The organism is Lichenicola cladoniae (genome assembly GCF_013201075.1).
In the GTDB taxonomy this organism is placed as follows: Bacteria; Pseudomonadota; Alphaproteobacteria; order Acetobacterales; family Acetobacteraceae; genus Lichenicola; species Lichenicola cladoniae.
On the sequence record NZ_CP053708.1, the window covers coordinates 1849629 to 1866588 of the forward strand.

General features: G+C 68.5%; 18 protein-coding genes and 1 tRNA gene. 13 read left to right on the forward strand and 6 right to left on the reverse strand.

Annotation, left to right across the window (positions count from 1 at the left end):
• Positions 1–11 precede the first annotated feature (11 nt).
• On the reverse strand, positions 12–1466 hold the full coding sequence (glnA, locus tag HN018_RS08560) for a type I glutamate--ammonia ligase (RefSeq protein ID WP_171835953.1): 1455 nt from the start codon (positions 1464–1466) through the stop codon (positions 12–14).
• Between the two features lie 161 nt (positions 1467–1627).
• Entirely contained in the window at positions 1628–1966 is a 339-nt protein-coding gene (locus HN018_RS08565; RefSeq protein ID WP_171835952.1) for a P-II family nitrogen regulator, read from the reverse strand.
• Between the two features lie 153 nt (positions 1967–2119).
• On the opposite strand from HN018_RS08565, the gene HN018_RS08570 reads away from it, so the two are divergent.
• From HN018_RS08570 to mobA, 3 genes are all read left to right on the forward strand, one after another.
• Positions 2120–3325: an aminotransferase gene (locus HN018_RS08570; RefSeq protein ID WP_171835951.1), complete on the forward strand. Its 1206-nt coding sequence runs from the start codon at positions 2120–2122 to the stop codon at positions 3323–3325.
• A 53-nt stretch (positions 3326–3378) separates the two neighbouring features.
• A tRNA-His gene (locus HN018_RS08575) sits at positions 3379–3454 on the forward strand.
• 40 nt (positions 3455–3494) lie between these two features.
• Complete coding sequence (gene mobA / locus HN018_RS08580; RefSeq protein ID WP_171835950.1) at positions 3495–4118, forward strand: molybdenum cofactor guanylyltransferase; 624 nt, start codon at positions 3495–3497, stop codon at positions 4116–4118.
• Here the strand turns inward: mobA and HN018_RS08585 are convergent.
• The gene (locus HN018_RS08585; protein ID WP_171835949.1) at positions 4078–4971 is read right to left on the reverse strand and encodes an SDR family oxidoreductase; all 894 of its coding nucleotides are present in this window, start codon (positions 4969–4971) and stop codon (positions 4078–4080) included. The genes mobA and HN018_RS08585 overlap by 41 nt on opposite strands.
• Before the next feature lie 189 nt (positions 4972–5160).
• On the opposite strand from HN018_RS08585, the gene rplM reads away from it, so the two are divergent.
• Together rplM and rpsI are read left to right on the forward strand one after the other, a co-directional pair.
• Positions 5161–5643, forward strand: a complete 483-nt coding sequence (gene rplM / locus HN018_RS08590; RefSeq protein ID WP_171835948.1) for a 50S ribosomal protein L13 — start codon at positions 5161–5163, stop codon at positions 5641–5643.
• 2 nt (positions 5644–5645) lie between these two features.
• Positions 5646–6152 carry a 30S ribosomal protein S9 gene (gene rpsI / locus HN018_RS08595; RefSeq protein WP_171835947.1) on the forward strand — a complete coding sequence of 169 codons (507 nt, stop codon included), beginning with the start codon at positions 5646–5648 and terminating at the stop codon, positions 6150–6152.
• A gap of 143 nt (positions 6153–6295) precedes the next feature.
• Here the strand turns inward: rpsI and HN018_RS29085 are convergent, their stop codons facing one another.
• Positions 6296–6430, reverse strand: a complete 135-nt coding sequence (locus HN018_RS29085) for a hypothetical protein (RefSeq protein WP_275434264.1) — start codon at positions 6428–6430, stop codon at positions 6296–6298.
• Positions 6431–6571: 141 nt separating this feature from the next.
• On the opposite strand from HN018_RS29085, the gene argC reads away from it, so the two are divergent.
• From argC to panC, 4 genes are all read left to right on the forward strand, one after another.
• On the forward strand, positions 6572–7501 hold the full coding sequence (gene argC, locus HN018_RS08600) for an N-acetyl-gamma-glutamyl-phosphate reductase (RefSeq protein WP_171835945.1): 930 nt from the start codon (positions 6572–6574) through the stop codon (positions 7499–7501).
• Between the two features lie 11 nt (positions 7502–7512).
• Positions 7513–7899, forward strand: a complete 387-nt coding sequence (locus tag HN018_RS08605; RefSeq protein ID WP_239479147.1) for a DUF4345 domain-containing protein — start codon at positions 7513–7515, stop codon at positions 7897–7899.
• A 110-nt stretch (positions 7900–8009) separates the two neighbouring features.
• Entirely contained in the window at positions 8010–8855 is an 846-nt protein-coding gene (gene panB / locus HN018_RS08610; protein ID WP_171835943.1) for a 3-methyl-2-oxobutanoate hydroxymethyltransferase, read from the forward strand.
• 20 nt (positions 8856–8875) lie between these two features.
• A complete protein-coding gene (panC, locus tag HN018_RS08615; protein ID WP_171835942.1) occupies positions 8876–9718 on the forward strand; it encodes a pantoate--beta-alanine ligase in 843 nt (280 codons plus the stop codon).
• Here the strand turns inward: panC and HN018_RS08620 are convergent.
• Both HN018_RS08620 and HN018_RS08625 read right to left on the reverse strand, forming a co-directional pair.
• Positions 9708–11258 carry a glycosyltransferase family protein gene (locus HN018_RS08620; RefSeq protein ID WP_171835941.1) on the reverse strand — a complete coding sequence of 517 codons (1551 nt, stop codon included), beginning with the start codon at positions 11256–11258 and terminating at the stop codon, positions 9708–9710. The two genes, panC and HN018_RS08620, sit on opposite strands and share 11 nt — an antisense overlap.
• 98 nt (positions 11259–11356) lie before the next feature.
• Positions 11357–12061 carry an ATP-dependent Clp protease proteolytic subunit gene (locus tag HN018_RS08625; RefSeq protein WP_408886767.1) on the reverse strand — a complete coding sequence of 235 codons (705 nt, stop codon included), beginning with the start codon at positions 12059–12061 and terminating at the stop codon, positions 11357–11359.
• 238 nt (positions 12062–12299) lie between these two features.
• Between HN018_RS08625 and HN018_RS08630 the strand changes: the two genes are divergently transcribed.
• Genes HN018_RS08630 through glpX form a run of 4 tightly spaced genes read left to right on the forward strand, consistent with a single transcriptional unit; the run spans position 12300 to position 16957 of the window.
• Positions 12300–13310 carry an OmpA family protein gene (locus HN018_RS08630; protein WP_171835940.1) on the forward strand — a complete coding sequence of 337 codons (1011 nt, stop codon included), beginning with the start codon at positions 12300–12302 and terminating at the stop codon, positions 13308–13310.
• A gap of 40 nt (positions 13311–13350) precedes the next feature.
• Positions 13351–14595 carry an LL-diaminopimelate aminotransferase gene (locus HN018_RS08635; RefSeq protein WP_171835939.1) on the forward strand — a complete coding sequence of 415 codons (1245 nt, stop codon included), beginning with the start codon at positions 13351–13353 and terminating at the stop codon, positions 14593–14595.
• Positions 14592–15920 carry a homoserine dehydrogenase gene (locus HN018_RS08640; protein WP_171835938.1) on the forward strand — a complete coding sequence of 443 codons (1329 nt, stop codon included), beginning with the start codon at positions 14592–14594 and terminating at the stop codon, positions 15918–15920. The genes HN018_RS08635 and HN018_RS08640 overlap by 4 nt, the downstream gene beginning before the upstream one ends.
• Positions 15921–15967: 47 nt before the next feature.
• A complete protein-coding gene (glpX, locus tag HN018_RS08645; RefSeq protein ID WP_171835937.1) occupies positions 15968–16957 on the forward strand; it encodes a class II fructose-bisphosphatase in 990 nt (329 codons plus the stop codon).
• Positions 16958–16960: the final 3 nt, after the last annotated feature.

Here is a 16960-nt window from a genome sequence, read left to right on the forward strand (position 1 = left end):
GGCCCGGTCGGTCAGACCGAGTAGTACATCTCGAACTCGACCGGGTGCGGGGTCTGCTCGAAGCGATAGACTTCCTGCCACTTGATCTCGCAGTAGCTCTCGATCTGGTCGACGGTGAACACGTTGCCGGCCAGCAGGAACTCGTGGTCGGCCTCGACCGCCTTCAACGCCTCGCGCAGCGAGCCGCAGACGGTCGGGATCTCCCTCAGCTCGTCGGGCGGCAGGTCGTACAGGTCCTTGTCCATCGCCTCGCCGGGATGGATCTTGTTCTTGATGCCGTCCAGGCCGGCCATCAGCATCGCCGAGAAGGCGAGATACGGGTTGGCGGTCGCATCCGGGAACCGGACCTCGATGCGCTTCGCCTTCGGGCTGGTCGCATACGGGATGCGGCAGGAGGCGGAGCGGTTGCGCGCCGAATAGGCGAGCAGCACCGGCGCCTCGAAGCCCGGGATCAGGCGCTTGTAGGAGTTGGTCGACGGGTTGGTGAAGGCGTTCAGCGCCTTGGCGTGCTTGATGATGCCGCCGATATAATAGAGCGCCGTGTCGGACAGGTCGGCATAGCCGTTGCCGGCCATGACCGGCTTGCCGTCCTTCCAGATCGACTGGTGCACGTGCATGCCGGAGCCGTTGTCGCCGAACACCGGCTTCGGCATGAAGGTCGCCGTCTTGCCGTACGAGTGCGCGACGTTGTGCACGCAGTATTTGTAGATCTGCATGTAGTCGGCTGCCTTGAGCAGCGTGGTGAACTTGGTGCCGAGCTCGTGCTGCGACTGCGCCACCTCGTGATGGTGCTTCTCGATCGGCAGGCCCATCTCGCCCATCGTCGAAAGCATCTCGGCGCGCAAATCGTTCTCGCTGTCGACCGGGGCCACCGGGAAGTAGCCGCCCTTGACGGTCGGGCGATGGCCCATGTTGCCTTCCGGGTAGTCCTTCAGCGAGGCGCCGGGGCCTTCGATGCTGTCGAGCTGGTAGGAGGAGTAGTTCGGGCCGACGCCGAACTTCACGCTGTCGAAGATGAAGAACTCGGCCTCGGGGCCAAAGAACGCGGTGTCGCCGATGCCGGTCGATTTCAGGTACTGCTCGGCGAGCTTGCAGGTGCCGCGCGGGTCGCGGTTGTAGAGCTGGCCGGTCGAGGGCTCGATGATGTCGCAGAACAGGATCATCTGCGGCTTGGCCGAGAACGGGTCCATCACCGCGCTGTCGGGATCCGGCATCAGGATCATGTCGCTCTCGTTGATCGCCTTCCAGCCGGCGATCGACGATCCGTCGAACATGAAGCCGTCACGGAACACGTCTTCCTCGATGGTCGAGACATGCTGGGTGGTGTGGTGCCACTTGCCCTTGGGGTCGGTGAACCGCAGGTCGACATACTCGACCGAATGCTCCTGCAACAGCTCCATCACCTTGGCGACGTTGCTGGAGAGGGGCGTGGGCTCCGCACCGGAATGAGAAGATTTCTTGGCCATCCGTTGACACTCTGCTGTTTGGGACAGCCGCATGGTGCGGCCGGCTCGCTTCGAGAAACTGGTTGGTGCCGGACCGTGACTGGATCGCGTGGTCCGGGTGGGCCTGGATGAAGTCGTTCAGCGGAACGAGGCGAGGGGATCCGCCTGAACCGGGAAATCAGTTAGATCGCATCCTCGCCGCGTTCGCCGGTGCGGATGCGCACCACCTCCTCAAGGCTGGAGACGAAGATCTTGCCGTCGCCGATGCGGCCGGTGCGGGCCGCCTCGACGATCGCCTCGACGGCGCGTTCGGCGATCCGGTCGTCGCAGACCACCTCGATTTTTACCTTGGGCAGGAAATCGACCACGTATTCGGCGCCGCGATACAGCTCGGTATGGCCCTTCTGGCGGCCAAACCCCTTCGCCTCGGTGACGGTGATCCCCTGCAACCCGATCTCGTGCAGCGCCTCCTTCACCTCATCAAGCTTGAACGGCTTGATGATGGCCTCGATCTTTTTCATGACCGCCCTTCTTCGTCACGGCGCGTTTCCGGCGCCCGCTATCGGCGCCCGCCCTGGTCATGGCACGTTCGCACGGGGCGCGGGTCGCGGCAATCGCGGTCGCCGCCGCTTTGCGCCATGATCGGTGCCGACCCGATGCCGAGGCCCATTTGCATGAAACCCCTGAACAGCCAGCTTTCCGAGGCGCGCACGACGATCTTCACCGTCATGTCTGCCCTTGCGGTGAAACATGGCGCGATCAATCTCGGCCAGGGCTTCCCGGATACCGAGGGCCCGGCGGATATCGTGCAGGCCGCCGCGGATGCGCTGCTCGACAATCGCAACCAGTATCCGCCGATGACCGGCCTGCCCGAGCTGAAGCAGGCGGTGGCGCGCGCGAATAGTCGCTTCTATGGCCTCGACGTCGATCCGGTGACCGAGATCGTGGTCACGTCCGGCGCCACCGAGGCGCTGATCGCCACCCTCGCCGCGCTGATCGACCCCGGCGACGAGGTGGTGCTGTTCGAGCCGCTGTACGACACCTATGTGCCTGCAGTCCGGCTGCTGGGCGGTATCCCCCGGCTGGTCCGGCTCACCCCGCCCGACTGGGTGCTGCCACGGGCCGAGCTGGAAGCGGCGTTCGGACCCAGGACCAAGGCGGTCCTGCTCAACAGCCCGATGAACCCGGCCGGCAAGGTGTTCGATGCCGAGGAGCTGGCGTTCATCGCCGGCCTGCTGCAGCGCCACGATGCCTATGCGGTGTGCGACGAGGTGTACGAGCACCTGACCTTCGACGGTGCCCGCCATACGCCGTTGATGACGCTGCCGGGCATGCGCGAGCGCTGCCTGCGGATCGGCAGCGCCGGCAAGAGCTTCTCCCTGACCGGCTGGAAGGTCGGCTACGTCACGGCGGCAGCCCATCTCGCGTCCGTGGTCGCCAAGGCGCACCAGAACCTCACCTTCACCACGCCCCCGAACCTGCAGCGCGCTGTGGCCCTGGGACTCGACAAGGACGATGCCTATTTCGGCGCGCTGGCCAGCGAGCTCCAGGGCAAGCGCGACCTGCTGGCGGCGGGGCTGGAGGAGATCGGCTTCTCGGTGCTGCCGTCGCACGGCAGCTATTTCCTGATCGCCGACTTCCGCGGGCTGGGCTTCACCGGCAACGACGTGGCGTTCTGCGAACATCTGACCGAGGCGGCAGGCGTCACCGCGATCCCGGTCTCGGCCTTCTACGACCAGCCCGATGCACCCGATCACTATGTCCGGTTCGCGTTCTGCAAGCGCGAGTCGGTGCTCCGCGAGGCGCTGGATCGGTTGCGCGCGTACGTGCGGGCTCTGCCGCTGAAGGTTGGGGCGGTGAAGGTTCGGGCGGTTTCGTGAGATCGGATCGATTGACGCGGGTTCGCGCCTCTTCTAAACCCGGCGCCGCTGTGGCGGACGTAGCTCAGTTGGCAGAGCGCCAGGTTGTGGTCTTGGATGTCGCGGGTTCGAGCCCCGTCGTTCGCCCCAGCGGAAATCCCGGCCACCACAAGGCCGTGGGTGCCAACATTTGATCGATGCGGTTGCGATGGTCCTTGCCGGCGGCGAGGCCCGCCGCCTCGGTGGCATCGACAAGCCGCTGATCGAGATCGGCGGAACCCCCATCCTCTTGCATATCCTCGACCGGCTGCGGCCGGTGGTGAGCCACGTCGCGTTGAGTGCGAACGGCGATCCGGCCCGCTTCGCGCGCTTCGGGCTGCCGGTGCTGGAAGACCGGCGCATCGGCATCGGACCCCTGGCCGGATTGCTGCGCGGGCTGGACTGGGCCGCCGGGCTCGGCGCCGGGCTGCTCCTGACCGTACCGGGTGATACGCCGTTCATCCCGGACGATCTGCTCCGGGCGCTGTCGCCGGCGCCATCGGTCGCGGTGTCGGATCGCCGGCATCACCTGGTGGCGCTGTGGCCGGTGGCCTGGCGCGACCGGCTGGCGCGGCACCTGGACGGGCTCGATCCGTCTGATGGACGCCGCGCCTATGGGGTGCTGGCGTTCGCAGGCCCGCTCGGCATGCGCGAGGTCCGCTTCGCGTCCGAGCCGCTCGATCCGTTCTTCAACGTCAACACGCAAGAGGACCGGGACCGGGCCGACCTGATGTTCAGTGCGCGAATGTCCGGGCCAGGCCCGCGGCCAGGCTGATCGGGTCCAGGCGCAGGATCTCGCGCATCTGCGCGATGTCGAACGCCTTGTCCTCCATCAGCCGCCTGATCTCCGCCGCGCCGATCGAAGGCAGGCGGGGAATCGGCCCAGCCAGGAGTGCTCCCAGCATCAGGGGCCAGGCCGGGACCGGGATGATCCTGCGTCGCGGAAGCCCCGCCGCATCGGCGATCCCCGCCACGAAGTCCCGGTAGGCCAGGATGTCGGGGCCGGCGATGACCAGGCCATGCGGCCCGTCCCAGTCGCGGCCGAGCGCTGCCAGCATCGCGGCGGTGACGTCGGACTGGTGGATCGGCTGCACCAGCGCCCGGCCGCCCCCGGGCAGGGGCACCACCGGCAGCCGGCGCAGCACGTCGGCCAGGCGCTGCACGTTGTTCTCGCCTTCGGCCCCGTAGATCATCGTCGGGTGCAGCATGACGCCACGCCGGCCGGACGCCTGGAACGCGCGCTCCCCGGCCAGCACGCCGTTGCCGTGTTCATCCGGCCAGCGGGTGAACTTGCGCGTGCTGCCGAGGAACACGAACCCGGCGTCCGCAGGCCCGGCCGCCAGTATCGCCCCGGCATGCCGGGCATGGGCGGTACTGACCACGCGGCCGGCACCCGCCAGCGCAACCGCCAGCGCCGGGCCATCCTCGATGTCGGCGACGCGTGGGCTGATCCGGATACCGGCGGCGTGCCAGCGCTCGGCACTGCGAACCACCGGAACCACGGCAGCGCCCCGATCCAGCAGCGCGCGGACCAGCGCCAGGCCCGACCGGCCATTGGCGCCGATCACATGGACCGGGCCGATCCGGGAGAGGTCGGGAACGTCGGGGAGGGGGTCTGTATCCGGCATCCGCCCATCTTCCTTTGGCCGGACCGATCGCGCCAGCCGGAACCCGAAATGGCCACGGCCTGCGGTATCCCGATACCGTTGCCAAAGATGCTTACCAGTCAACGGGTTTACGGAAGTGCTTGACGCGGCGGCGTCCGGCGCGGATAAGCCCGCCCTCAGCACTTTCCTCCAAATACGGACAGCATGCCTATGAAGACCACCCTCTCGCTGAAGCCTGCGGAGGTGACGAAGAACTGGATCCTGATCGACGCCGATGGCCTCGTTCTCGGCCGTGTGGCTTCGATCATCGCCCAGCGCCTTCGCGGCAAGCACAAGCCGCAGTTCACCCCGCATGTCGATTGCGGCGACCATGTCGTCGTGATCAACGCCGAGAAGGTCCGTCTGACCGGCAACAAGGCCGGGCAGAAGCTGTTCCACTACCACACCGGCTACGCCGGCGGCATCAAGCAGCGCACCATCACGCAGCGTCTCGAGGGCAAGAACCCGGGCCACATCGTGACCAAGGCGGTCGAGCGGATGATCACCCGCGGCCCGCTGCAGCGCGCGCAGATGAAGCATCTCTATGTGTATGCCGGCACCGTGCATCCGCATGACGGCCAGCAGCCGAAGATGCTCGATGTCGCGTCGATGAACCGGAAGAACTCCGTCACCAACAAGAACGTCGGAGCCTGATCATGTCCGAGACCCAGACCCGTACCGGCTCGCTCTCCGACCTTAAGGACATGGCGGTTGCGGCCGGCGTGGCCGTCACGCCCGACGAGACCGCGATCGTCCGTGAGCCGAAGCGCGACGCGCAGGGCCGCTCCTACGCGACCGGCCGACGCAAGAACGCCATCGCCCGCGTGTGGATCATGCCCGGCAAGGGCGACATCAGCGTCAACGGCCGCAAGGTCACGACGTATTTCGCGCGTCCGGTGTTGCGCATGCTGATCACCCAGCCGTTCCTGGTAGCGGATCGCTACAACCAGTTCGACGTGTATTGCACGGTGAACGGTGGCGGACTGTCCGGTCAGGCCGGCGCGCTGCGCCACGGCATCAGCCGTGCGCTCACCTACTACGAGCCGAGCCTGCGCGGCATCCTGAAGGTTGCCGGCTTCCTCACCCGCGACAGCCGCGTGGTCGAGCGCAAGAAGTACGGCAAGGCGAAGGCCCGTCGTTCGTTCCAGTTCTCCAAGCGCTGATCGTCTTCCGGCGCGGGGTGGCCGATCGGCTCGGGCTCGATCGGCATCCTGGCCGGCGGTGATTTCGAATGGCTCGCCGGGGTGGCATTTCGCTGCCCTTGGCGGGCCGTTCGCATTCCGGGCACGCGGACGAATGGGCGGTGTCAGAACAGCCCGAGATCGTAGGCACCGGTGATGGCGGCGGCACCGCCCTCACTATACCTTGCGGCCGGCGAATCCTCGGGCATCGGGCCGGTGGCGCAGGATGTCAGCAGGAGCAGCATCGCGAGCAGCCACATGATCGGCCTGATGGTCGGGTCGCTTTGTTGCAAAACGGGTGCGCCATGTCGTCGGGTTGAGGGTGGTGGCAACGGACACGTGAGCCCCGCATATGCGACGGGCCACTAAATACGGATTTACCGAGGCAGAAGGACCGAGGCATGACCTCAGCGACCGTGTTCATCGACGGCGAGGCCGGCACCACCGGGCTCGGGATCAGGCGCCGGCTGGAAAGCCTGCCGGTCACGGTGCGTTCGATCGATGCCGACCGCCGCAAGGACCCTGCCGCCCGGCGCGCCCTCATGGAAGCGGTCGACCTCGTCGTGCTGTGCCTGCCGGACACCGCATCGCGCGAGTCCGCTTCCCTGGTGGCCGAGCTGGCGGATCCGCCGAAGCTGCTCGACGCGAGCACCGCGTTCCGGACCGACCCCGACTGGGTCTACGGCTTTCCCGAGATGAGCAAGGGCCAGTCCGATGCGATCGCAGGCGCCGCGCGCGTCTCCAATCCCGGATGCTACGCGACCGGGGCGATCGCCCTGCTGCGGCCGCTGATCGAGGCCGGGTTGCTGCCCGGCGATCATCCGCTCGCGATCAACGCGGTCAGCGGCTATTCCGGTGGCGGTCGAACCATGATCGAGGCGCACGAGGCCGGCGGCGGCCCGGCGTTCGAGCTGTATGGGCTGACCCTGGAACACAAGCATGTGCCGGAAATCCGGACCCAGGCCGGGCTGGCGCGCCGTCCCATCTTCGTGCCGTCGGTCGGGCATTTCCCGCAGGGTATGATCGTGTCGATCCCGCTGCATCTCGATCTGCTGCCCGGCGACGTCACGGGCGCCGACCTGCAGCAGGCGCTGGCGGACTGGTATCGCGGCTCCGACCGGGTCCGCGTCGGCGACGAGCTTGCGCCGACGGTCCTGGTCGCCGAGGCGCTGGCGGATAGCGACGCGATGGAGCTGCGGGTGCATGCCAACGAGGCGTGCCGCCACGTGCTGCTGACCGCGCGTCTGGATAATCTCGGCAAGGGCGCATCCGGCGCGGCGATCCAGAATATCGCGCTGATGCTGGGCCTGAGCGCGCCCTCCATCGCATGACTGCCCGGCCGATGAAGTACCGGCTGCTGCAGGTGCTGGTGGTGGTGTTCGGGTTCGTCCCGGTGCTGGCCGGCCTTGCCGGGATCGTGCTGGGACCGTCGATGGCCGGGCTCGCGCCGAGCGACACCCCGGTCGCGCTGGATAGTCACGTGCGGTACCTGTCCGGGCTGCTGCTGGCGATCGGGATCGGCTTCTGGAGCACCGTCCCGCGGCTCGAATGGCACGCGGTGCGGTTCCGGCTGCTGACCGCGCTCGTGGTGGTCGGCGGCCTCGGCCGGCTGATCGGGCTGCTGGCGATCGGGGTTCCACCGCCATCCATGCTGTTCGGGCTGGCGATGGAGCTGGTGGTGACTCCGGGTCTCTGCTGGTGGCAGTACCGGATCGCGGAACGGGCATAGGGCGTCGTCCGGTCCGCTTCGGCCGCACGGGATCCCCGGTAGAGGCCTGCGTCTGTCATAGGCGTCATCCTGGGCGTAGAAGGCCCGGACCTGACGGCTGGAGCTTTTCGATGCGTACTACATTGCTCGATCTTTTGCGGATGAAGCAGGCCGGCGAGCGGATCGTCATGCTGACCGCCTACGACACCCCGTCCGCGATGATCGCCGAACGCGCCGGCGTCAGGCTGCTGCTGGTCGGTGACTCGCTGGGTATGGTGGTGCTCGGGAACGACAGCACCATCCCGGTCACCCTCGACGACATGGTGCGGCATGCGGCCGCGGTGTCGCGGGGCGTGCAGGACACGCTGGTGGTCGGGGACCTACCGTTCCTGACCTATGCGAGCGAGGCGGACGCCATCGCGTCGGCGCGGCGGATGATGCAGGAGGCCGGGGTCCAGGCGGTGAAGCTCGAGGGCGGACAGCCGATCGTGCCGATCGTGCGGCGCCTGACCGAGCTCGGCGTCCCGGTCATGGGCCACCTGGGCTTCACCCCGCAGGCGCAATACCAGCTCGGCATCCGCGTGCAGGCCAGGCAGGCGTCCGATGCGCGACGCCTGCTCGAGGATGCGCTGGCACTCCAGGAGGCCGGCGCGTTCGGGATCGTGCTCGAGCTGGTGCCGGCGGTGCTGGCGGAAGCGGTGTCGAAGCGTCTCCGAATTCCGACCATCGGCATCGGGGCCGGGGCGGGCTGCGACGGACAGGTGCAGGTCTGGCACGACGTGCTCGGACTGCATTCGGCGAAGTCGCCCCGCCATGCCAAGCGCTACGGCGACATCGGCGCGGCGATGGAAGCCGCGCTGCGTCTCTATGTCGAGGAGGTGCAGTCGGGCGCCTTCCCGACCGCCGCGCAGAGTTCGAAAATGGACGAGAGCGAGCTCGCCGAAGCACTCGCCGGCCTGCCCGGGACAACACCCTGAGCACGCGAGCATATCCCCCGATGCAGGTCGTCAGCACCATTGCCGAGTTCCGCGCGGCACGGCGCGGCTTCCCCGATCTCGGCCTGGTGCCGACCATGGGCTTCCTGCATGCGGGCCATCTGAGCCTGGTCGAGCGCGCTCGCATCGAGTGCGGCGCAGTCGCGGTCAGCATCTTCGTCAACCCGACCCAGTTCGGCCCGAACGAGGACCTGGCACGCTATCCGCGCAGCCTGTCGCGCGACCTCGACCTGTTGCGAGAGGCCGGCACCGCGCTGGTGTTCACCCCGACGCCCGCGGAGATCTATCCGTCCGGCTTCACCAGCAGGGTCGAGGTCGGGCCGATCGGGGAGGTGCTGGAAGGCGCGATCCGGCCCGGGCATTTCTCCGGGGTGGCGACGGTGGTCAGCAAGCTGTTCAACATCGTGCAGCCGTCGCGGGCCTATTTCGGCCAGAAGGATGCGCAGCAATGCGCGGTGATCCGCCGCTTCGTGCGTGACCTCGACGTGCCGGTCGAGGTGGTCGTGGTGCCCACCATGCGCGACCCCGACGGCCTGGCGATGTCGAGCCGCAACAGCTACCTGACGGACGGTCAGCGCGCCCAGGCACCGGTGCTGTATCGGGCACTCAGTGCGGGACAGGACGCATTCCAGGCCGGCGAGACGGATGCCGCACGTCTATGCCTGGCCGTGCGCGGGGTCCTGGCGACGGAGCCCGACCTGACCGTGGATTACGTCAGCGTCGCCGATGCCACCACGCTCGAGGAACTGCAGCGGGCGGACCGGCCGGCCGTCATGTCGGTCGCGGTCCGGCTGGGCCGCACGCGACTGATCGACAACGTCCTGCTGGACCCGCTCATTTCCTGAGGCGACACACCGCCAGCGCATTGCCGTCGAGGTTGGACCGGACCGGCAGGCACGGCCCGTCCCGGTGCAGGCCATAGAATCGAAGCACGGCGGCGCCGGGATCGCCGGGTGCCGATGGCTGCAGGCCATATAACGGGCCCTGGTGGGTGCGGACCGCCTGCTCGATCTGTCGCTCCAGTGCACTGTCTTGGCCCGGGTGCACGAGGTTGTTGTCGACGCCGACGAACCGGATCGTGGGTGCCATGTAGGCGGCGACATACGCCATCGGATCGCCGGTCAGCAGCAGCACCATGGCATCGGGCGGCAGGGGCGGCGGCTCGACCGACGCCGCGGTCGTCGCCGGGCGCTCGCGGCCCCAATCCGGGTAGATGGTGATCGCCGCCGACCCGAGCAGCAGAACGGCCAGGATGGCGGGCGGCAGCATCGGCGAGCGTGCCTTCAGCGGCTGCAAGGCGATCAGGATGGCAAGCCCCGACAGCAGCTCGATCGGTGCCAGGTAGCGCAGGATCGAGAAGCCGGCTTCCCACAGGATGAAGGCGATGGCGAGGAAGACCAGCAGGAAGCCGGCCCGGCGCTCTCCGACCGGCCGCGCGCTGCGCAGGAAGGCGATCAGGCCGCAGCAGATGGTGGCGACGAAGGCGATGGCCAGGCGCGGATCGCGCACGGTCAGCTCGCTGACCAGCCGGCTCGGCGAGACCGCCCAGAAGAACGGATAGAACAGCGCCTGCAACTCGGTCCTCGGCACGAACCAGTTGGGCAGGTCGACCGGTGCGACCAGCGGCGACTGGAAAAGCTGGTTCATGTAGGGAAACAACGGGCTGCCGGTGAGGCGGGTCAGGTGCCACCACCACGGCCCCCCGATCACGAGCGCACCCAGGGCGACGCCGAGGCTGAACCAGACCAGGCGGATGAACCGGCGCGATGCCGATACCGGCGTGCACAGGGCGATCGCCACCGCCGCAGCGACACCCAGGATCGCCAGCGTGGGCTTGAGGGCAAACGCAACCCCGAAGCCGATCCCGGCGAGCACGGTGCGCCAGGCTGGCGCCCGGGCCCCCGGGTCGGTCAGCAGCAGGCCCAGTCCGGCGAGCGCGAAGCAGGCGGCCGGCATCTCGCTCATGCTGGTGCCGGTGGTCGGCAGGCCGGCGACACCGGTGGCGCCGAACAGCACCGCGAGCACCAGCGACAGCCGGGCGCCCGGGGTGTCGTCCGGCTCGATCCGGCGGCCGATGAACCAGGCGATCACGACGGCGACGGCGCTCGGCACGGCCAGCATCGCATCGAGCAGGTGCGGCCAGCGGTTGAGGCGGAAGCGCAGCCAGAGTGACGGCAGGTCGACCATCGGCGGGTGGAAGGTCTGGCGCTGGGCCGCGACCAGGTCGGTGAAACCGTGCTTCCGGAGCGCCGAGAAGGCGTCGTACAGATGGTAGTTTCGCAGGTCCCAGCTGGCATCCGGACCAAGCCGGACCGACAGCAGCAGCATCGCGCAGCCGAGCGCGGCGGGAACCAGAAGCGTTCCGAAACTGATCCGTCGTATCACTGGCCACCGTGCTGCAAAGGCAAAACCGGAGTCCGGCCCGGGAAACGCAACAGGCCGGGACTCGCGTCCCGGCCTGTGCGTCGTCGCGGTCTATACCGTCAGAGCTCGGTGATCGAGCTCACCACCTTGGTGACGAGGCCATAGGCGATGGCCTCTTCGGCACCCATCCAGTAGTTGCGGTCGGTGTCCTTGGCGACCTTCTCGTAGGTCTGCCCGGTCTCACGCGCGAACAGCCGGTTCAGCCGCTCGCGCATCTTGATGATCTCGCGCGCCTCGATGTCGATGTCCGTCGCCGGTCCACGCACGCCGCCCATCGGCTGGTGCAGCAGGAAGCGCGTGTTCGGCAGGCAGAAGCGCTGGTCCTTGGCGCCGGCCGCGAAAATCAGCGCGCCGGCGCTGGCGACCCAGCCGGTGCCGATCATGCGTACGGGTGCGACCGCATTCACGAAGCGGATCATGTCGTGGATGGTGTCGCCGCTCTCGACGTGACCGCCGGGCGAGTTGACATACACGTCGATCGGCTTGTCCGACGCGCCGGCCAGGGCGAGCAGGCGGCCGGTGACGTCGCGCGCCACCTTGTCGTTGATCGCACCGAAGATCAGCACCTTGCGCTGGTCGAACAGGCGCTTCTCGAGCTCGTTGATCGGCGAGGACAGGGTCTTGTTGTCACCGGGCTCGGACGGCTCGGGACCGTTGGGCTCGGGCACTTCCGGGCCGTCGGGGTCTTCGTCATCCATCCGGATAAGGTCGTTCGGCGTCATGCCGGTCATCAGGCTCTCCCTCGATCCGGTACTGGGGATCATTGCATCCATCCTGCAACCGACCCGGCACGATGCCAAGCCGGCGGGATGACGGATCCGTCCGGGGCCCGGATGGGCCTCCGGTCCGCTACATACGGTCCGCTGCATGTAGGGTGTCCGGCCGGCAGGTGAAGACCGGCCGGCGCACGATGACGACGCTGTTTGCAAAGCGGCGGCTTCTCCCGCGGGGAAGGGCCGGGTAACAGTGGCATCCTGACGCACTGCCGGAGCGATCTCCCGCATGGATCGTCGTCGTGGATGGAAGCGGATGGGCAAGGCAGGCGGCACGGTGAAGCCGGACGGACAGGGCCTTCCCCGGCGGACAGGCGGATCGGCGGCGCGTATAGCGTCCGGCCTGGCACTGGTGCTGGTGGCGGGATGCGGCCATCGCGACGTGATCGATACGCCGGTGAGCTGGTGGCACGACCTCGAAGGCGGCGCCATCGCGCAGCAGCGGCCGCCACCGCCGGGAGTGGACGATCCCTATCCGAAAATCGGCACCACGCCGGCGGCCGCTCCCCAGGTGGCCTCGCTCGACCTGCGTAAATCGGTGACCGACAACCTGGTCGAGCAGCGCAATCTTTCGGCCCGGCTGAACGCGCATGATCCGCTGCCACCGCCGGTGACCGCGATCGCCGCACCGCCAAAGACGCCGGCGCCTACGGCCACAGCGTCGTCGGCGACGCTCGACGCGGCCGACGCCCCTGCAACGCCGGCACCGGCCCAGCCTGCGGCGCCTACGACGGTGAATCCCCCCGGGGAGACCGAGCTGGCGATGCCGGACGTCATCCCGCCGGCGACCCAACCGGGCGCCCCGGCCGGCACCGGCCTGGATGCGGCCAGCGTCGCGATGCCGCAGATCCCGTCGGCGCCACCGCCGCCGCCCGGCCTGCCCGGGATCGGGACTCCGGCCGAGGTCACGTATGCGCCGCCGCCGCAGCCGCACTACGCGCTGGCCGCCCGCTCCGGCGAGGCGCTGGAATTCGCCGCCGGCTCCGATGTGCTGAGCCCGGGGCAGTCGGGAACGTTGCAATCCGTGGTCGCCAGGCGCGGCGCCGGCAGCATCTTCGTGCACGGCTATGGCGATGCGGCGTCCGACGCGCCGCGCGACCAGGCACTGGCCCTGACCCTGGCCGCCCTGCGCGCCCGCACCGTCGCGGACGTGCTGGAGAAGCAGGGCGTGCCGTCCGGATCGATCCATATTCGCGCCGACGCATTCGGTCGCGGCGCGACGGCGGGTCTGGTAGACTGATCCGACCGGCAACCCCCGAAAGCATCGCGAAGAGCCTGCCATGACCGAAGAATTCCACCGCATCCGCCGCCTGCCGCCGTACGTGTTCGCGGAGGTCAACAAGGCGAAGGCGGCGGCACGCAGTCGTGGCGAGGACATCATCGATCTCGGCATGGGCAATCCGGACAGCCCGACTCCGCCGCACATCGTGCAGAAGCTGGTCGAGACCGTGTCCGATCCGCGCTCGCACCGCTATTCGGTCAGCCGCGGCATCCCCGGCCTGCGCAAGGCGCTCGCCGGATATTACGCACGCCGCTGGGACGTGGGCCTCGACCCGGAAACCGAGATCGTCGCGACGCTCGGCTCCAAGGAAGGCCTGGCCAACCTGTCGGCCGCGATCACCAGCCCGGGCGATACCATCCTGGTGCCGAACCCGTCCTACCCGATCCACCAGTTCGGCTTCATCATCGCCGGCGCGTCCGTGCGCTCGGTGCCGGCCAAGCCGGACGACGACATGCTGCGGGCGCTGGAGCGCGCGGTCCGCCATTCGGTGCCCAAGCCGACCGCCTTGATCGTGAACTTCCCGTCCAACCCGACCGCGTATCTGGCCGACCTCGATTTCTACAAGGAGCTGGTGGCCTTCGCGCGCCGCGAGGAAATCTGGATCCTGTCGGATCTCGCCTACGCGGAAATCTATTTCGGCGACCTGGTTCCGCCCTCGATCCTGCAGGTGCCGGGCGCCAAGGACGTGGCGGTCGAGTTCACCTCGATGTCCAAGACCTACTCGATGGCCGGCTGGCGGATGGGCTTCGCCGCCGGCAATCCGCGGCTGATCAACGCGCTCACCCGGATCAAGTCGTATCTCGACTACGGCGCCTTCACGCCGATCCAGGTGGCGTCTGTGGCGGCACTGAACGGCCCGCAGGACTGCGTCGACCAGGTGCGGGCGCTGTACAAGGAACGCCGCGACGTGCTGATCCGCGGTCTGGCCGTGGCCGGCTGGGATGTGCCGTCGCCGGGCGGCTCGATGTTCGCCTGGGCGGCGATCCCGGACAAGTTCGCCCATCTCGGCAGTGTCGAATTCTCCAAGCTGCTGCTGCAGGAAGCCGGAGTCGCGGTGGCGCCCGGCCTGGGCTTCGGCGAGCACGGCGAAGGCTTCGTGCGGATCGGGCTGGTCGAGAACACCCAGCGTCTCCGGCAGGCGACGCGCAACATCAAGGCCTTCCTGACGTCGCATGACGGGGTGATCGATCCGCGCGGCGTCGGTGCGATGCGGCATGACGTGCATCTGGAAAAAGCCGGATGAACACGCTCTCGCTCCACGCCGCCGCGGCGCCCCTGCGCGTCGGTATCGCCGGTCTCGGCACCGTGGGTGCCGGCACCGTGCGGCTGCTGCGTGCCAATGCCGAGCTGATCGCGGCGCGGGCCGGGCGGCCGGTGGTGGTGACCGCGGTTTCCGCGCGCGACCGGCATCGGGCCCGTGGCATCGACGTGTCGAGCCTGGCCTGGCACGACGACGCGCTGACCCTGGCGACCGATCCCGATGTCGATGTCGTGGTCGAGCTGATCGGCGGATCCGAGGGTGCCGCGCGCACGCTCGTCGAGACCGCCCTGTCGCGTGGCCGCCCCGTGGTGACCGCGAACAAGGCGCTGATCGCCATCCATGGCGCCGGCCTGGCCTCGGCGGCCGAGCGCGCCGGCGTGGCGCTGGCCTTCGAGGCTGCGGTGGCCGGCGGCATCCCGGTGATCAAGGCGCTCCGCGAGGGGCTGGCGGCCGACCGGCTGGTGCGGATCGGCGGCATCCTGAACGGCACCTGCAACTACATCCTGACCGCGATGCGCGAGACCGGCCGCGGCTTCGCCTCGGTGCTCGAGGAGGCGCAGGCGCTCGGTTACGCCGAGACCGATCCGTCGACCGACGTGGACGGCATCGACACCGCGCACAAGCTGGCGATCCTGGCGGCACTGGCCTTCGGCCGCCCGGTCGATTTCGACTCGGTGCATATCGAGGGCATCCGCCGGATCGGTGCGGCCGACATCGCGTTCGCCACCGAGCTCGGCTACCGCATCAAGCTGCTCGGCATCGCCCGGCGCAGCGACCAGGGCGTCGAGACCCGCGTGCATCCATGCCTGGTGCCCAACACCGCGCCGATCGCGCAGGTCGAGGGCGTGTTCAACGCGGTGGTCGCCGAGGGCGAGTTCGTTGGCCGGGTGATGCTGGAGGGCAGGGGCGCCGGTGCCGGCCCGACCGCGACGGCGGTGGTGGGCGACCTGATCGATATCGCCCGCGGCAGCCTGGTCCCGGCCTGGGGCGCGATCTCCGGATCGCTGTCGAAGCTGACCTCGGTGCCGATGTCCGCGTGCCGTGGCTCGTTCTACCTGCGGCTCGACGTGCGCGACCGGCCCGGCGTCATTGCCGAGATCACCGCCGTGTTGCGCGACTGCGGCGTCTCGCTGAAGAGCATGCTGCAGCATGGCCAGGCGCCGAGCGCGCTGCCGGACGAGAGCGTGCCGATCGTGCTGGTGACGCACGAGACTCGCGAAGTCGCGATGCAGGAAGCGACGGCGCGTATTGCAGGGCTCGACGTCGTGGTGGCATCTCCGGTGATGATCCGGATCGAGGCAGGTTGATTCGACTCGTCGTTCAAGATCTTCCGCTATCAGCCAAAGGAATTCGCATGCAAGCGTCCACCGGTTCCAGCTATCAGACAGACCGCAACCTGGCGCTCGAACTCGTTCGGGTCACCGAGGCGGCTGCCTTGGCGGCGTCGCGCTGGACCGGGCGCGGCAAGAAGAACGAGGCGGATGGCGCCGCCGTCGAGGCGATGCGGCTGGCCTTCGATACCGTCGCCATCTCGGGCACCGTCGTCATCGGCGAGGGCGAGATGGACGAGGCGCCGATGCTGTATATCGGCGAGAAGGTCGGCGCCGGCGGACCGGCGATGGACATCGCGGTCGATCCGCTCGAAGGCACCTCGCTCACCGCCAAGAATGCACCCAACGCGCTAACCGTGGTGGCACTGGCCGAGCAGGGCAAGTTCCTGCACGCGCCCGACATCTACATGGACAAGATCGCGGTCGGTCCCGGCCTGCCCGAGGGCGTGGTCGACCTGGATTCGAGCATCGCGGTGAACCTGCGCAACCTGGCGCGGGCCAAGAAATGCGACGTCAGCGACCTCACTTTGTGCACGCTGGATCGCGACCGCCACGAGGAGCTGATCGCGCTGACCCGCGAGGCCGGCGTGCGGGTCATGCTGATTTCCGATGGCGACGTGGCGGGCGTGATCGCCGCCTGCATGCCGAACAGCGGCGTCGATATTTTCGCAGGCTCCGGTGGTGCGCCCGAGGGTGTTCTGGCGGCGGCGGCTTTGCGTTGCACGGGCGGCCAGATGCAGGCCCGCCTGCTGTTCGAGGACGAGGCCCAGGCAACGCGGGCCCAGCAGATGACCCCCGGCGATCCGCGCCGCCGGCTCGCCCTCGAGGACCTGGCCCAGGGCGACGTGCTGTTCTCGGCGACCGGCGTCACCACGGGCGCGCTCCTGCGCGGCGTGGTGCGGTCCGGCGACCATGCGGTGACGCATTCGATCGTCATGCGCAGCAAGTCGGGCACGGTGCGGTTCATCGAGGGGCACCATAACTTCGCGACGAAAACCTGGAGCGCCACCTGACTG

What these genes read in the sequence shown, in the direction of transcription:
- HN018_RS08640 (WP_171835938.1), top strand. Translation starts at nt 14,592, where the DNA reads ATGAACACGCTCTCGCTCCACGCCGCCGCGGCGCCCCTGCGCGTCGGT.
- rplM (WP_171835948.1), top strand. Translation starts at nt 5,161, where the DNA reads ATGAAGACCACCCTCTCGCTGAAGCCTGCGGAGGTGACGAAGAACTGG.
- rpsI (WP_171835947.1), top strand. Translation starts at nt 5,646, where the DNA reads ATGTCCGAGACCCAGACCCGTACCGGCTCGCTCTCCGACCTTAAGGAC.
- HN018_RS08630 (WP_171835940.1), top strand. Translation starts at nt 12,300, where the DNA reads ATGGATCGTCGTCGTGGATGGAAGCGGATGGGCAAGGCAGGCGGCACG.
- panB (WP_171835943.1), top strand. Translation starts at nt 8,010, where the DNA reads ATGCGTACTACATTGCTCGATCTTTTGCGGATGAAGCAGGCCGGCGAG.
- HN018_RS29085 (WP_275434264.1), bottom strand. Translation starts at nt 6,430, where the DNA reads ATGTGGCTGCTCGCGATGCTGCTCCTGCTGACATCCTGCGCCACCGGC.
- HN018_RS08585 (WP_171835949.1), bottom strand. Translation starts at nt 4,971, where the DNA reads ATGCCGGATACAGACCCCCTCCCCGACGTTCCCGACCTCTCCCGGATC.
- HN018_RS08625 (WP_408886767.1), bottom strand. Translation starts at nt 12,061, where the DNA reads ATGATCCCCAGTACCGGATCGAGGGAGAGCCTGATGACCGGCATGACG.
- glnA (WP_171835953.1), bottom strand. Translation starts at nt 1,466, where the DNA reads ATGGCCAAGAAATCTTCTCATTCCGGTGCGGAGCCCACGCCCCTCTCC.
- HN018_RS08570 (WP_171835951.1), top strand. Translation starts at nt 2,120, where the DNA reads ATGAAACCCCTGAACAGCCAGCTTTCCGAGGCGCGCACGACGATCTTC.
- panC (WP_171835942.1), top strand. Translation starts at nt 8,876, where the DNA reads ATGCAGGTCGTCAGCACCATTGCCGAGTTCCGCGCGGCACGGCGCGGC.
- glpX (WP_171835937.1), top strand. Translation starts at nt 15,968, where the DNA reads ATGCAAGCGTCCACCGGTTCCAGCTATCAGACAGACCGCAACCTGGCG.
- HN018_RS08635 (WP_171835939.1), top strand. Translation starts at nt 13,351, where the DNA reads ATGACCGAAGAATTCCACCGCATCCGCCGCCTGCCGCCGTACGTGTTC.
- HN018_RS08565 (WP_171835952.1), bottom strand. Translation starts at nt 1,966, where the DNA reads ATGAAAAAGATCGAGGCCATCATCAAGCCGTTCAAGCTTGATGAGGTG.
- argC (WP_171835945.1), top strand. Translation starts at nt 6,572, where the DNA reads ATGACCTCAGCGACCGTGTTCATCGACGGCGAGGCCGGCACCACCGGG.
- HN018_RS08605 (WP_239479147.1), top strand. Translation starts at nt 7,513, where the DNA reads ATGAAGTACCGGCTGCTGCAGGTGCTGGTGGTGGTGTTCGGGTTCGTC.